The organism is Blautia sp. RTP21359st1_E11_RTP21359_211015 (assembly GCF_040910705.1).
In the GTDB taxonomy this organism is placed as follows: Bacteria; Bacillota; Clostridia; order Lachnospirales; family Lachnospiraceae; genus Blautia_A; species Blautia_A fusiformis.
Genome location: NZ_JBDGAB010000024.1, coordinates 40,349 through 54,148, shown reverse-complemented (window position 1 = coordinate 54,148; position 13,800 = coordinate 40,349). Strand labels below are relative to the sequence as shown.

At 46.0% G+C, this 13,800-nt stretch carries 16 protein-coding genes; 2 read left to right on the top strand and 14 right to left on the bottom strand.

All coding sequences use genetic code 11. The features are described from left to right. Positions 1-95: 95 nt before the first annotated feature. The 4 genes from AB5026_RS10070 to AB5026_RS10055 all read right to left on the bottom strand — a co-directional run bounded on the left by AB5026_RS10070 (position 96) and on the right by AB5026_RS10055 (position 2,056). A complete protein-coding gene (locus AB5026_RS10070; protein WP_015527195.1) occupies positions 96-527 on the bottom strand; it encodes a hypothetical protein in 432 nt (143 codons plus the stop codon). Between the two features lie 157 nt (positions 528-684). Then, on the bottom strand, positions 685-1,344 hold the full coding sequence (locus tag AB5026_RS10065) for an SdpI family protein (RefSeq protein WP_326929022.1): 660 nt from the start codon (positions 1,342-1,344) through the stop codon (positions 685-687). Next, positions 1,331-1,609: an autorepressor SdpR family transcription factor gene (locus AB5026_RS10060; protein ID WP_015527197.1), complete on the bottom strand. Its 279-nt coding sequence runs from the start codon at positions 1,607-1,609 to the stop codon at positions 1,331-1,333. The genes AB5026_RS10065 and AB5026_RS10060 overlap by 14 nt, the downstream gene beginning before the upstream one ends. A gap of 216 nt (positions 1,610-1,825) precedes the next feature. Further along, positions 1,826-2,056 carry an HPr family phosphocarrier protein gene (locus AB5026_RS10055; RefSeq protein WP_015527198.1) on the bottom strand — a complete coding sequence of 77 codons (231 nt, stop codon included), beginning with the start codon at positions 2,054-2,056 and terminating at the stop codon, positions 1,826-1,828. Positions 2,057-2,213: 157 nt separating this feature from the next. On the opposite strand from AB5026_RS10055, the gene AB5026_RS10050 reads away from it, so the two are divergent. Continuing rightward, positions 2,214-3,440: a 6-phosphofructokinase gene (locus AB5026_RS10050; protein ID WP_368213253.1), complete on the top strand. Its 1,227-nt coding sequence runs from the start codon at positions 2,214-2,216 to the stop codon at positions 3,438-3,440. A 148-nt stretch (positions 3,441-3,588) separates the two neighbouring features. On the opposite strand, the gene AB5026_RS10045 is transcribed toward AB5026_RS10050, so the two are convergent. The 10 genes from AB5026_RS10045 to AB5026_RS10000 form a co-directional block, all read right to left on the bottom strand. Further along, a complete protein-coding gene (locus AB5026_RS10045) occupies positions 3,589-4,677 on the bottom strand; it encodes a class II aldolase/adducin family protein (RefSeq protein ID WP_174095839.1) in 1,089 nt (362 codons plus the stop codon). Between the two features lie 211 nt (positions 4,678-4,888). Beyond that, positions 4,889-6,700, bottom strand: a complete 1,812-nt coding sequence (locus AB5026_RS10040; RefSeq protein WP_368213252.1) for a S8 family peptidase — start codon at positions 6,698-6,700, stop codon at positions 4,889-4,891. A gap of 104 nt (positions 6,701-6,804) precedes the next feature. Continuing rightward, positions 6,805-7,575, bottom strand: a complete 771-nt coding sequence (locus tag AB5026_RS10035) for a prolipoprotein diacylglyceryl transferase (protein ID WP_015527202.1) — start codon at positions 7,573-7,575, stop codon at positions 6,805-6,807. Then, on the bottom strand, positions 7,572-8,390 hold the full coding sequence (locus AB5026_RS10030) for an arginase family protein (protein WP_368213251.1): 819 nt from the start codon (positions 8,388-8,390) through the stop codon (positions 7,572-7,574). The genes AB5026_RS10035 and AB5026_RS10030 overlap by 4 nt, the downstream gene beginning before the upstream one ends. Before the next feature lie 43 nt (positions 8,391-8,433). Further along, the gene (locus AB5026_RS10025; RefSeq protein ID WP_215638213.1) at positions 8,434-9,378 is read right to left on the bottom strand and encodes a DUF308 domain-containing protein; all 945 of its coding nucleotides are present in this window, start codon (positions 9,376-9,378) and stop codon (positions 8,434-8,436) included. A 168-nt stretch (positions 9,379-9,546) separates the two neighbouring features. Further along, positions 9,547-9,738 carry a small, acid-soluble spore protein, alpha/beta type gene (locus tag AB5026_RS10020; protein ID WP_015527205.1) on the bottom strand — a complete coding sequence of 64 codons (192 nt, stop codon included), beginning with the start codon at positions 9,736-9,738 and terminating at the stop codon, positions 9,547-9,549. A 97-nt stretch (positions 9,739-9,835) separates the two neighbouring features. Beyond that, entirely contained in the window at positions 9,836-10,018 is a 183-nt protein-coding gene (locus AB5026_RS10015) for a PspC domain-containing protein (RefSeq protein WP_015527206.1), read from the bottom strand. Positions 10,019-10,031: 13 nt separating this feature from the next. Further along, positions 10,032-10,949, bottom strand: coding sequence for a DUF4097 family beta strand repeat-containing protein (locus AB5026_RS10010; protein ID WP_278635316.1), 918 nt, complete (start codon positions 10,947-10,949; stop codon positions 10,032-10,034). Next, on the bottom strand, positions 10,946-11,722 hold the full coding sequence (locus AB5026_RS10005) for a DUF1700 domain-containing protein (protein ID WP_092068371.1): 777 nt from the start codon (positions 11,720-11,722) through the stop codon (positions 10,946-10,948). Before AB5026_RS10005 ends, AB5026_RS10010 begins: the two co-directional genes overlap by 4 nt. A gap of 2 nt (positions 11,723-11,724) precedes the next feature. Beyond that, a complete protein-coding gene (locus AB5026_RS10000) occupies positions 11,725-12,042 on the bottom strand; it encodes a PadR family transcriptional regulator (protein WP_015527209.1) in 318 nt (105 codons plus the stop codon). A 256-nt stretch (positions 12,043-12,298) separates the two neighbouring features. Here AB5026_RS10000 and AB5026_RS09995 point away from each other — a divergent pair, with 256 nt between their 5' ends. Then, entirely contained in the window at positions 12,299-13,759 is a 1,461-nt protein-coding gene (locus AB5026_RS09995) for an RsmF rRNA methyltransferase first C-terminal domain-containing protein (protein WP_368213249.1), read from the top strand. Positions 13,760-13,800: the final 41 nt, after the last annotated feature.

The following is a 13,800-nucleotide window of genomic DNA, read 5'->3' as shown; positions in this document are numbered from 1 at the left end:
TTAACAATTCGTCCAAAGGACTGCATAGGGTGGTTTCATTCGTGTAATTATGTGCAATAATTTATTGGATTGCTATAGTTTTTCACCAGATTTATTTACAATTCAAATTCCTTCTCTTTAAATCCATAATTTGCTTTTTTCAAATGGAGAAGTCCCATCAGCGCTGCAGGTCTCCTCCACTCTTCAGCCAGTTTCAGGAACACCTCCAGCTCCTGTTCCCCAAACCATTCGTTCTCATAAAGCTTCTCGATCTTTTCCCAGTCATCTTCCAGGATCAGGCGTTCCACAGCCGGACGGATCCTTTTCTTAAGATATGCTCCATAATGCGCGCGTTCCTCTTCCTCCACACCTTCCTCCAGAAAATATCCCCGCAGGGCAACTGCCAGCCGCAGCGGCTCCTGCTTGGTACTTCCGAATTTCCGGTAAAGATGAATGGCCTCTTCTTTGGCATCCTCGTTCTCCGCCCGCATTTCAAGAGCAGTGGCAGCAACTTCCACATCTTTTTGAAAACGGCTTAATTCTGTCATAATGATCCCTCCTGTCTGCTGTCTGTTTATAGTGTTCGAGAAAATGCTTTTGTATGACATTATCATATCACGTACCGCTTTGTTTGAACATTATTTTTTGATAAAAAAGAAGCCGCCACTGCCTTTTTTCTGACAGTGACGGTCCGAAATTATTTTCTCAGATTCCCTTTTTATAAAGAATAAATGAATAGATCATTGGCACAAGGATGACCAGCAAAATTACCGCAAAAACAATTTCCGTTTTCAGGAGCAGCGAATTCATAAGAAAAAGCAGCCCTGACAGGATCAGTATCCAGCCTGTCATACGGTTGGTACGGTTCCAGTTCTCCTCGCTGTTCAAGGTCCAGGGAAGCTTCATTCCCACTGTATAATTCTGTTTCACCTTATGAACGTAATTTCCGAGAATGATAAACATGATCCCCACCATGATATTCACGATCACACCTATATCAATGTCCATACCCAGAGCAAGACCATAGATTGACATGCAGGTGATCACAGACACCACCGGAACCAGCCACAGGACCATGGTAAAAATACGCCTGTTGATATTTTTTCTCTTTGGATCATTGGCTGTAAAAAACACGCAAAACAAATGGATCAGCAAAAGCAGAAATGGAATTCCAAAAACTGCCATCGGCTTGCTGCTCCAGCCGTTGGCCACATTGTGCTGATCAAAATGTGTTGCGATCTTCTCCGGCAGACGGTTCCACAGCAGGATCCCTGCCAGTGACGGTGAGATCGTAAGGATACTCCCGGAGATCAGGGACATTTTATATTCCTTCAGAAACTCTTTTCTTTCTTCACCTTTCATCATTCTTTCCCCCTTTCAGATCACTGAGCCACAGAAGCAGCTCCTCTACAACTGTGGTATTCAGTTCATAATACACGAAATTCTTCACCTTCGTTTCCCACACAAGATCTGCTTTCTTCAAAATTTTCAGATGATAGGATATGGTTGCACCCGTCATGTCAAAATGTCCTCCGATCTCACCGGCTGACATTTTCCCGTTTTTCAGAAGCTGCAGGATTTCTCTCCGCACAGGATCCGAAAGTGCCTTGAAGGTTTCCGCAAACGCCATCGTGTATGTCTTCCTCCTTTCAGATAGTATTTAGAAATATTTCTAAATAGAATATAGCATTTTCGAATTTCCCAGTCAATAAGTATTTAGATTTTTTTCTAAATACTTACATTTGTCATCTATAAAAAAATGAGGATACCGATCATCGCCTCTGCGATCTTACGATATCCTCATTCACCATCGATCAACCATTATTTATTTTTTCCCCTCTTAAACCTACCTCATGCAAAAACCAAGACTGGATGTGATCTCCGGCGCAAGCTCCGGCACATGTGCACAAAAGTCCATCTCTCTTCCAAGGCCAATGGATGCAACTCCAAGAATGGATTTGCCATTTACCGTTCTGCTTCCCCTTTTCAGATCCACTGCAAACGGAAAATGCTCCGTCACATCAAGAAAACGGTTCACTTCATCCATGCTCTCAAACTGTACTTTTTTTACTGTCATCGTTTTTTTCACCTCTTTTCTCTATCTATACTACTATTTTACTATGATATAATTATTTGTATAGAGTAATTTTTTTATAAAAAAGGTGATTTTTTTAGATGTTATCTTCTCCTATTTCTGTTACAATATAAAAAAACAACACCCAGGAGGTATCAGAATGTCAAAAAAGAACCTTATCGCAGGACAGTCCGGCGGACCGACCGCAGCTATCAACAGCAGTCTTTACGGTGTGGTATCTGAAGCACTTAAACATACAGAGGAGATCGACCATGTTTATGGTATGGTCAACGGCATTGAGGGATTTTTAAACGGAACAGTCCTTGATTTCCAGGAAGCACTTCCGGGAGAGCAGCTTCTCGCTCTTACCTGGACACCCGGCGCCTATCTCGGCTCCTGCCGTTACAAGCTTCCGGAATCCCTGGAGGATCCGGTTTATCCGAAGCTTTTTCAGAAATTCGAGGAGATGAATATCGGCTGGTTCTTTTATATCGGCGGCAACGATTCCATGGATACCGTCAGCAAGCTTTCCCGCTATGCTGAAAAGATCGGCAGCGACATCCGTATCCTCGGTGAGCCGAAGACCATTGATAACGATCTTGTAAACACCGACCATACTCCCGGATTCGGAAGTGCTGCCCGCTACGTAGCCTCCACCGTCCGTGAGATCACCCTGGACGCCTGTGTCTATGAGAAAAAATCCGTCACTATCATCGAGATCATGGGACGTCACGCAGGCTGGCTCACCGGAGCTGCTGCCCTTGCCCGGAAATATATTGGAGACAATCCGCTTCTCATTTATCTTCCGGAAACCGATTTCGATGTAGAAGAATTTCTCCAGAAAGTTCATGCTGCCTTCGAGAAAAACTGCAACGTCGTAGTCTGTGTATCTGAGGGAATCCATGATAAAGACGGCACTTTCATCTGCGAATACGACAGCGCTGCCGGAACCGACGCCTTCGGTCACAAGATGCTTGCTGGCTGCGGTAAATATCTTGAGAATCTTGTACGCAGCCGTCTTGGCGTCAAAGCCCGCTCCGTAGAGCTCAATGTAAGCCAGCGCTGCTCTGCAGCTATGCTCGCCGGAACAGACCAGCAAGAAGGCATCCTCGCCGGTGAATTTGGTGTACAGGCTGCCCTGAACGGCGAAACCGGAAAGATGGTCGCATTTAAACGTCAGAGTGATTCTCCGTACTCCATGAAATGTACACTGGAGGATGTCAACGTTATCTGCAACGAAGAAAAGACGGTCCCTGTGGAATGGATCACAGAAGACGGCTCCGATGTCACCGAAGACTTTATCCGCTATGCCCGCCCGCTGATCCAGGGAACTGTAAATGTTCCGGTTGGTGAGGATGGACTGCCGGCGTTCGTGTATCGGAAATAAGATTTGTGGTAATGCGGATAAAAATATCCACATTTGCTGCGTAACTCTGTCCTGAGTAACTGTTTATCCGTCATTCAATAAAAAATGCACCGGGAATTTCCTAATAGTTCCCGATGCATTTTCTTTATTTCTCTATATATTTTCTTTTTTATTTCTTACTGCGGTATGCTTCTGCTTCCCAGTGTGTGATAAAATATGTGATCTCATCGGTCATCTGCAGCGGGCCGCCAAAGCTCTCTGCATACACTGCAAGCTTGATTGCATCCTTTACCAGAAGCTGTGCCTTTGCTGCCTTTCCTTTGTCATCTTCCATGATAAATGCGCCAACGCCCTGTACCAGGATCAGTCTTGGCTCTTTATCATGCTCTGTCATAAATGCATCCAGCGCATTTTTCGCCTCATCAATATTTTCTACAAATAACGGATAAGGTCCGCAATATACAATATGATCCGGAGTAAACGGCTTCAGAAGAGGTGCCGCAGCAGTTTTATCTTTTACAAAATTATCCGCCTCCGCAGCCGGTACGACTTCCACCGCATGTCCAAGCAGACTGGAAAGCTTCTGTGCTGCCTGCTCTTTTTCAGGTGTAACTGCATCACTTACATCCGCAGTTCTCTTTACCTGCTTTTCCAGCTTTCCGATCACACCATCGAATAAAACGCCGATCTCCTCTACAGTATCAGCCGCAACAAAAATTCCGTGATTCTGAAGCAGAAGAACCTGCACGTCTTTTCCTGTTTCTTCTTTATAGGCATTCATTTTCTCGAAGCAGATACGGGCAAGTGTGTATCCCGGTTTGCAGATATCGATCCAGAGTACATCTTTTCCAAGAAGCTCTTCGCAAAGAGCCTTTGCGCCCTTTCCGCAGGTCAGTCCATTGATAAGTGTCGGATGAACATGCAGGACATACGTATAAGCAAACAGATTGTGGAGCAGTGCTTCCACGCTGGGACGTTTGGTTTTATCCTCATCGGTCACTGCCGCCATTACATCTGCAAGATATGCAGATTCACGCTTCACATCATCCGCCGGATATTCCGTTTTCATGATCTCATTCAGACGGGCTCTGTCCATTTTGACAAATTCCTCTGCCTTAATGGTAGCAAGCTGTGTACCGGATCCCTTTACATACAGTGTTGTATCGTCTTTTACAGAAGTATTACCGCCTCCTGCCAGAACATAGGCCGGATTGCTTCCGTAAGTGTTTGACATTTTTACCAAAGTTGAAAGCTCCATAAGTAAAATTCCTCCCTGTTGTGTCATTATATGATTTTTCCATATATTTATAGTACACGATACAAAGTGAATTATCTATATGAATATTTTTTCCAAAATTAGTACTTTCGTATCCTTTTATTATTTTTCCAAATGTAATATCTATGCATCTACTCTTTCCAAAGGAAATGATCTGTTTCTGCTTTTCATATTTTTTCCAGCTCGCATCCTCTCACGTCAGCAGTTCAAAGGTATGATACAGATCCACCTTCCCGTACCCCCACTCCGGGTTTGGGTACTGCATGTTTTCTTCTCTTCTTGCGCCTCTCTGCAGATAATATTTCACGCTGCTCCCGGTAAAAAACGGCTGGTTATCCCGTATGATCGCCCATTCAAACAGAAGTGCCGCGATGCCGGCGGTCTGTGCGGCGGAGATACTGGTCCCGGAGCGGGTTCCAAAGCCGCCTCGTACCAGCGGCACTTTTACGTTAACGCCAGGAGCTGCCAGATGTGGAGTGATCATGCCATCTGGCGTATAGCCTCTGCCTGCTGCAATGTAGATGCTTCCGTCACGATGCTGGTAGGCAGTTGCCGTAATGCTGTTCCTGGCGTCTCCCGGCGCTGTCACCGTGGTATAGGGGGATGGTTCCAGAAAATAGGTATCCTGGGAGATCAGCCCTTCCACAGGAAGCCATATATGGAACTGTACGTTCTGTTGATTTCTTGCCTGGGTAAAAATTTTCCAGATACCGGACGCCGGATGGAAAAATCGGATATACACCAGGGAATATCCGGTCTGACGCTCGATCAGGATATAATTCACATACACCTTTGTTTCCACAAAAACAAATGACAGCTCCTGGGTTCTGGAACCTATGGAACTGCTGACTTCCAGTATCTCACCGGTTGGTGACTGGATGGAAAGCTCATAGATTTCCGGCGGTTCTCCCCAGAATTCTATGGTAAAGCCCTGCTCTCTTTCCGCTACACGGAGTTCTGTCACGATCTGTTCCCTTCCCTGAGAAAAAATCCCCGTACTGTGGTTTCTTGTATTTCCTTCGTTTCCTGCTGCCACAGATACGGATACCTGAGAAAAATTTGCCACATAGTCCACATACTGGCTTAACGCATTGGTCCCCAGATGCGCGCCCTGGCTGCTTCCGATCCCCAGGCAGATAGAAAGTGGCATCTTCAGCTTTTTGGCCTGGGAAATCGCAAAAGCAATGGCCATCATCACATCATTTTCCTGAAAAGCTTCTGCCTCCGGAGGATAAAGATAAAAATTCCGGAGATATTGCTTTGCCGGCTTTACCTTGATGATGATCAGGGTTGCCTCCGGCGCTGCTCCGGTAAAATTTTCTCCGGGTACCATATTTCCAGCAGCAATACCTGCCAGTGCCGTGCCATGGCCGTTGGTATCTCTGGATGGCACGATGGCAAACGGCTCCTCGGAAGCCAGTGCCCGGTCGATATCCTTTTTCCGAAATAATTTGCCATATGGAACTTCTGTATCTGCTATACCATCCCCCGGCAAATTATCTGCATCTCCATTTTCAGCTTCCAACTCCCGTCCAGACTGATTTTGTTCTTCCTCTTCTATGGACTGATCCCATAAATAAGCGATTCTGGAGCCGCCTGCATTTCGAAACACTTCATTCTGATAATCAATCCCCGAATCGATCACCGCCACCGCAGTACCTTTTCCACGCAGCTTCAGATAAGGGTGATCGTGCAGCCTGTTGATCCCTGATTCCCCTGCTGCCTCCATATCCATGTAGGTATAACATTTCGGGATCGAATTATAGGAGGTTCCCGTGACCTCAATTTCTCCCATACTTTCCAGCGGAACATAAAGAACCCCGAAAATTTCATTGATCGCCCGAAAAGATGCCCCCGGAAAAAGTTCCATAGTATCCTGGACATTCTGCATATATTTCACGATAAAATCCCCGAAGCGCTGACTCTGTGCCGGATTTTCCGTCTGCGCTCCGGGGATCTTATCCTCTGTTTTCATATTTGGTTCAAAATCTTCTTTTCTGAGCATGACAGGCCTGCTTTCGCCTTTTTCATAGATGTATGCAGCGAAAACCTGTCCTTATACCACTATTGTCCAACTTTTTCCTGATACATGGGACTTCCCTGATCCATTTAAACACTGCTCTTGCTATCTCTTTTTTTCCTGATCCGTATCAGCAGCACGATCCCCGCAATCCCTGTAAAAATACTGATAAACTGGGAAGTCGACAAAATTCCCACACTTCCACGGATAATATCCCCACGGAAAAACTCGATCACAAACCGTCCAATGCTATAAAAGATCAGATAACAGGCAGTAACCTGACCATCTTCTTTTTTGTTCCGTGCGATCAGCAACAACAAAAGAAAATGCAGAAAATCCAGTCCGCTGGAATACAACTGCGTCGGGATCAGCGCCACGTGATTGGGCGCATATTCGGAATTCTGAAATATCACAGAAAAAACACTCTCTGTCTCTTTTCCATAACAGCAGCCCGCCAGGAAACATCCGATCCGTCCAAATCCCTGGGCCAGTGCCACAGATGGCAGGATCACATCCGCGTATTTAAAAAATACAAGCTTTCTGATCCTGCAATACAAAAGCCCCGTCAGTATCCCGCCGATGATACCGCCAAACACCACAAAACCGGAGCTTAAAGTTTCCATTATAAATCCCGGATCCTGAACAATTGATTTCCACTCTGTGATCCAGAAGAGAAGCTTTGCACAGAAAAATCCACCCACCAGGCACCACAGGATCATTGGAAAGATCTGTTCACTGTCAAGCTTCTGTTTTCCGGCTCTGTATTCTGCAGTCAGGCAGCCTGCCAAAATTCCAATGGCGATCATCAGACCATAACCGTATACCGTAAATGGCCCGATGGTAAGAAGTTCATTTTTCATCGGTTTCCTCCTGTTATCTCATTCTTATTTCCGTCATGATCTTCGCTCCCGTATGCGGACAGAAAACACTCCAGCAATGTAGCATTGGCCCGGTCATTCAAGGCGCTGTTTCCAGATTCTGCTACATCACATTCACCACAGATATCCACGCCCAGGATTCCCTCTGCACATATTTCTCTGACTCTCTTCAGACATTCCAGCATCGTATTCAGGCGCATATCCCCCTGGCTCCAGTTCGTGTCCGCATCATCCTTGCAGAGAACATCTTTATCCACAGAAATGTACAGCGGCAGCTTTCCCACATGCTTGCTTACAAACGCACACACCTGCGCCTCTTCCATTTCCAGAAGCTTCTCTCTGCTCAAGAATTCCACCTTTTCCTGAATCTCCGATTCCACTCTGGAAAAAGCTTCCTCATCCGGGCCGATCAGGATCACCCTCTTAAGCAATGGAAGTTCCATAGCAGAATCGTAGATCCATCCTCCGCAGGAAAGCAGACCTCCGAATGCCGGCGGCTGCATATCCGTGTGATTGTCAAATACAAGAAGCGAGAAAGGCTCCGATATCTTTTCCAGCCAGATCCTTGTCATATAGTGATAGTTTCCGGAATCAATAAAATGGATTCCTCCGGAAGAATAAGGGGCAATACGGCTGCGAATGGCATTCATCGCATCCTCATCACAGTAGCAGTTGGTTCCGGGAATGTCCCTGGCCTCCACCCGGGATACTTCTTTTCCCCTCCAGAACTGCTGATCCTCATATATTCCGGAAAAATCCATCATCAGTATCTTTATATTTTTATCTGTATTTTTCATGTGCACATCTTACCACGGAATGGCAGATGATGCAAGAGAAGGGTCAGTCCTTCCACTCTTCCAGTTCTTCATCGGAACCGTCCAGAAGATCCTTCAGGCTGCCGGTTTCCGCCTGGTCTTTGCCTACAGCCCAGAGCTTCATCTCCACATTCTCCGGTTCTTTTTCCCATCGGGAATTCTTCTGCTTTTGCTCTTCTTCCGGTTCTGTGGATTCTTCTGTCTCTTTTCTGTCCGCAGAATATCCGTCTGCATCCTGCGCCAGCATAGCCGCTGTAGTCTCTGCTGTAGTTTCTGTTGGATATTCTGTTTCCTTCCCACTCTGCTGCTCACTCGGCGCATTTTCATCCTGGGTTCTTGTATCATTTGGCACATCCATATCTGCCGTTTCATTTACAGCATCTGAACTGTCTGCACCAGAATCTTCCTTCTCTGTCTCCGCCTTTTTTGCGATCTTTCGAAGCCCCAGCTTCATAATAATATAGAATACGATATCCGCAGCTCCGTCACACACCAGCACCCAACCGGAAAAGATCAGCAGAGTCATGATCTTCGGAAATCTTCCAAACAGCATCACGATTCCAAGTGCAATGAAAACAAGACTTCCGATCAGAAGCACGCTCCATGCGCCGTTTCCTCCTTTTTTCAGAAGGAAGGCTCCTTTAAACTTCCACAGACTGTCAACCAGTACAAATGCGCTGAGCATCCATGGAAGCAGTTTGATCACGATAGACGGTGTCATAAAAAGAAACACCCCCAGCACAAAAACAACCACACCACTTAGAAGATCCATGATCGTAGCTTTCGCTTTTCCACGTATGTAAATATAGATATGATAAATGCCAGCTCCGATGAGGATCAGCCCGAATACTACTTTGCAGATCACGTCCACCGTCTGCGTGGGGATCAGGATCAGGCAAAGTCCCAGCAGTATATAAAATACTGAGGAGATGATCTCACCCTTTAGAATGTTGTTGATTTTTTCACCCATGTTCCTTCATACCTCCTCTGTTATTCCAACAGTATAGCTCTTTTCCACTGGTCAGTCCACCCTGAACCGTCAAAAAAATTTCTTTTTTCCAGAAAAATATTCTTAGAATTCAATACAGCCCGAAGGACTTTTCCGGCGTCATTTCGCCTTGTTCCTTCAGGCTGTATTTTACTTTTTATGTTTCTTCTTTTTTGTCATAAGACCACCGATCCGTCCGGTTTCTTTTGCAGAAAGGCTTTTCCACCCGTCTTTGATCACTTTATCCAGAACTCCCATCTCATCGGCAATCTCGTATTTCAGTTTTTCCGCCTGGGAAAGCTTTCCCTCAAGATATGCTTTTACTTCTTTCTCCCTGTTCATCTTCCACACTCCTCATCTTTTTTATGGAGTATGGACAATTTCCGGATAAATTATGCATTCTGAAAAATATGTCCGTCCTTTATGGGTACTGTCATTTTTAATCCGGGATAATGATCGCCGCAATGATATACGCCAGGATTCCAGCTCCGCCCATCAGCGTGATGATTACCCATACCAGCCGGACAAGAGTCGGATCGATATTAAAGTATTCCGCAATTCCGCCGCAGACACCACATAACATACGGTTTACTGATGATTTGTATAGTTTTTTGTTACTCATAATGCTTCCTCCTTTAATCTTCTTCAAATTCAACCTGAACATTTCCCATTCCGCAATCCAGTTTTATATTTTTCGTGGCACCTTCATTTGTGATCTGTTTATTTCCGGAAGTAATGGATGTTTCCAGAGAATCATCCACCTCCAGATTTCCAAGACCACATTTCAACTCATAATTATACTCAGCAGCTTTTCCTGTAAGTGTAAGCTCCATATCTCCCATACCACAGCTTCCTTTTAAATTCTCCACCTGAAATTCACTGATGTCAGCAGTTCCCACTCCGACTGTAAAATCTGCTTCCTTTATATCCAGGCTGCCGGAATTTTCAATGGTTCCGGCCCCCACATTTACTTCCATCTGCTCCGCTTTAAAATCACCATCCAGTTCGATGGTTCCGGCTCCCATCTGAAGTTTTATCTTCTGAAAGCTTAAGTTTTCCGGGCAAAAAATTTCTATGGAACGGTTTCTCACTTTTTGATTGCTTGCAATTCTCAGACTACCGTTGTTATTGCTGATCTGAATGCGATTGTGATCCTTCCCTGAAACTTTCACCTGGACTTTATCCTCATTCCATGTTTTCAAAACCAGTTCTTCGTATCTCAGATCACAGAAAAGGTCTGACACAGCCGAGGCCTCATATACTTTCGTATATGCGGAACTGTCTGCACTGTCTGCCAGAACGCCCTTCTCAGTTACCGCGCTCTCTGCAGCTGCCTGAAAATCGTCCTCCTGCTCATCCATATCTTCCTCGGAATCTTCCACTTCCCAGCTGTCTTCATGATCCAGAACACGAAGCACCTGCGTGATTCCATGATCCAGAACACTCACATCTCCCATAGTCGCTCCCATGGCAGCTCCGCCGGCAGTAAGTCCCAGGCCTGCTACACCGAATACTGCTGCAAGGATCAGAATTACCTTCAGAAAACGTTTCATACTTTTTCCGCCTTTCTTCCATTCAGGAGATTGCTGCAGAATCCCGTAAATTTCCGCAGGATCGCAGGCAATATCTTACCTGTAAACCACACCGTCAGTAACAGTAACAAAAGTCCAAATGCCATCATCAGGCATCCGATACCGATCGTCAGGATCCCGGCCGGCGGAAGAGACACCGTCATGGCAATCCCAACAACAATGCACGCAGCTGCACCGATCACAAGGATGATCGATCCCGCTCCCGCAAAAAATGTCAGCAGGAAAGGCAGCAATGCCAGTGTCACCAAAATCCCCAGTACTCCGCCAAATAATCCTTTTATCAGAGGCGCCGCAAAAACAAGAACGATCAGCGCAAGAATGATTCCTGCCTTATTCTGCTTTTTCTCTGCGTGATAGCCGCGCTGGGCACGTCTTTTCCTGCGGTCTTCGAAATTTTCTGTATTTCCCGTATCACGATGGGCCTCTCCCTGTCCATTTCCGTATACGGTTACTTCTGTATAATGGTCCGGCATTTCCCCGTTCTCTTTCACACGGGTATCCTGATATCCGTTCTCTGTGTATTCCCCGTAATCTTCACTGTTCTCCTGAAGATCTGCCTTAATGATCGCAGCAACCTTCCCCGGATTTCCCAGTTCCCGGATCACTTCTCCTTCATTCTCAGGACCTGCATCATCAAAATATCCTTCATAATATTCCAGTGCTTCCTGTCTCTCTGCCTCTGAAATATCGGAAAGCAGCCGTTCAAGCTGTTCCATAAACTGCTTTCTGTTCATAATCAAACTCCCTCCTCAAACATCCTGGTGATCTTGGATGAATAGATCTCCCATTCACTTCTGTAAAGATTCAGCTGCGCTGCGCCCTTATCTGTCAGCTTATAATATTTCCGGTTTCTGCCTGCATATTCCATATTGTAGGCTTCCAGACATTCATCCTTCTGAAGCCTGCGAAGGACCGGATACAGCGTAGATTCTGAAACCTCCAGAACACTTCGCACATCCTGGGTGATCTTGTACCCGTAGGTACCGTCCTTCTCTCTGGAAATAACAGCCAGGACGATCGCATCCAGGAGGGCTGCTCCTGTATTAAATACCATCTGCTCACCTCTCTATGACCTGTAAAACGGACATTCACATTCCGTCTTACTACATGCTGATGAACGCGATCACTTCACGATCCAACGCTCACATGATAAGTCATGTAATATTGTTCTGTGAATAATACTATATATCGTATAATATAGTTTTGTCAATAGTATTTAGAAAAATCCCTCTATACTTTATAATATTTTTCGGAAACCACTCTTTTCACACAATATCCGAGAGAGTCAAGTTTATATTATGGAGGAAATTATGACAGATTCAGATAAAATACAGACATTACCGCTTCCTTTTCTGGAGCGTATGAAAGAAATGCTGGGAGATGATTATGATGCTTTCCTGAAAAGCTACAAAAATCCCCGCACCTACGGTCTACGTGTAAACACCGCCAAGCTCTCCTGCCAGGATTTTCAGGCGCTTTCCCCTTTCCCTATCCGGCCGATCCCGTGGATCAATACCGGATACTTCTACGAGGAGGAAAGCCGCCCTGCACGATGTCCTTACTACCAGGCGGGCCTTTATTATCTTCAGGAACCAAGTGCCATGACACCAGCTTCCAGGCTTCCTATCGAACCTGGAGATTTTGTCCTGGATCTCTGTGCAGCTCCCGGAGGAAAAGCCACTGCCCTGGGTGCAGCCTTAAATGACACCGGATTTCTCCTTGCCAACGATATCAGTACTTCCAGAGCCAGAGCCCTTCTTAGGAATCTGGAGCTTTTTGGCATGAAAAATATGCTCGTCACCGACGAAAAGCCCGCCAAACTTGCCCAGCGTTTTCCTGCTTTCTTCAATAAGATCCTTCTGGACGCTCCATGCTCCGGGGAAGGCATGTTCCGAAAAGAGGAAGCCCTTGCCCGCGACTGGACACCGGAAAAATCTGCTGAGCTTTCTGATATCCAGAAAGACCTGGTCTTAAAAGCTGCCGATATGCTCCGTCCGGGCGGAATGCTGCTTTATTCCACCTGCACTTTTTCCCCATGTGAAGACGAAGAAGTGGTAGCCTATCTTCTCAGACAACGCCCGGATATGGAACTTATGGAAATGCCAAGATATGAAGGTTTCTCCAGCGGCCGCCCGGAATATGCCGGCACAGCAGACACTTCCGATTCCGAAATCGCGTTAAGCTTAAATGCATTTAATCCGGAAGAACTTCAAAAATGCGTTCGAATCTTTCCACACAAAATGGATGGCGAAGGTCATTTTCTCGCCCTGTTCCGCAAAAAAGGTGACTCTCTTCCACCCGTTTTCCGCTTTTCCGCAAAAGGACCGGACAAAAATACCCGGAAATGGCTGGAGGAATTTTTCTCTGAGATCGGCCTGAAAACCATTGGCGGTCAGGAATTTGACTGGAACCGTGTGGAAGTCCGCAAAGATAAAGTATACTATCAGCTGCCCTTCCCTCTGGATCTCCGCGGAATCTCCTTTCTTCGAAACGGCCTCTACCTGGGTGATCTGAAGAAAAACCGTTTTGAGCCGTCTCAGCCTCTGGCGCTGGCGCTTCACAAAGGAGATGTGGAAGCAGTTATCTCCCTGCCGGTTTCCGATGAGCGGCTTACCCGTTATCTGAAAGGCGAAACTCTTATGATCGAGCCGGAAGAGGCCACTCACAAAAAAGGCTGGCACCTTCTCTGTGTGGACGGTTATCCTCTCGGCTTCGGAAAGCTTGTAAACGGGATCCTGAAAAACAAATATCCTGCTGGCTGGAGAGTGTAATCTCTCCGCCGCAGGATATCTGCCCACATTAACATATCATT

Bases quoted from the DNA above. Each gene is read 5' to 3' on its own strand.
- AB5026_RS10035 (WP_015527202.1), bottom strand. From the start codon at position 7,575: ATGAAAAATGAACTTCTTACCATCGGGCCATTTACGGTATACGGTTAT.
- AB5026_RS10025 (WP_215638213.1), bottom strand. From the start codon at position 9,378: ATGGGTGAAAAAATCAACAACATTCTAAAGGGTGAGATCATCTCCTCA.
- AB5026_RS10070 (WP_015527195.1), bottom strand. From the start codon at position 527: ATGACAGAATTAAGCCGTTTTCAAAAAGATGTGGAAGTTGCTGCCACT.
- AB5026_RS10005 (WP_092068371.1), bottom strand. From the start codon at position 11,722: ATGAACAGAAAGCAGTTTATGGAACAGCTTGAACGGCTGCTTTCCGAT.
- AB5026_RS10000 (WP_015527209.1), bottom strand. From the start codon at position 12,042: ATGGTATTTAATACAGGAGCAGCCCTCCTGGATGCGATCGTCCTGGCT.
- AB5026_RS09995 (WP_368213249.1), top strand. From the start codon at position 12,299: ATGACAGATTCAGATAAAATACAGACATTACCGCTTCCTTTTCTGGAG.
- AB5026_RS10020 (WP_015527205.1), bottom strand. From the start codon at position 9,738: ATGAACAGGGAGAAAGAAGTAAAAGCATATCTTGAGGGAAAGCTTTCC.
- AB5026_RS10050 (WP_368213253.1), top strand. From the start codon at position 2,214: ATGTCAAAAAAGAACCTTATCGCAGGACAGTCCGGCGGACCGACCGCA.
- AB5026_RS10055 (WP_015527198.1), bottom strand. From the start codon at position 2,056: ATGACAGTAAAAAAAGTACAGTTTGAGAGCATGGATGAAGTGAACCGT.
- AB5026_RS10065 (WP_326929022.1), bottom strand. From the start codon at position 1,344: ATGATGAAAGGTGAAGAAAGAAAAGAGTTTCTGAAGGAATATAAAATG.
- AB5026_RS10045 (WP_174095839.1), bottom strand. From the start codon at position 4,677: ATGGAGCTTTCAACTTTGGTAAAAATGTCAAACACTTACGGAAGCAAT.
- AB5026_RS10030 (WP_368213251.1), bottom strand. From the start codon at position 8,390: ATGAAAAATACAGATAAAAATATAAAGATACTGATGATGGATTTTTCC.
- AB5026_RS10010 (WP_278635316.1), bottom strand. From the start codon at position 10,949: ATGAAACGTTTTCTGAAGGTAATTCTGATCCTTGCAGCAGTATTCGGT.
- AB5026_RS10060 (WP_015527197.1), bottom strand. From the start codon at position 1,609: ATGGCGTTTGCGGAAACCTTCAAGGCACTTTCGGATCCTGTGCGGAGA.
- AB5026_RS10040 (WP_368213252.1), bottom strand. From the start codon at position 6,700: ATGCTCAGAAAAGAAGATTTTGAACCAAATATGAAAACAGAGGATAAG.
- AB5026_RS10015 (WP_015527206.1), bottom strand. From the start codon at position 10,018: ATGAGTAACAAAAAACTATACAAATCATCAGTAAACCGTATGTTATGT.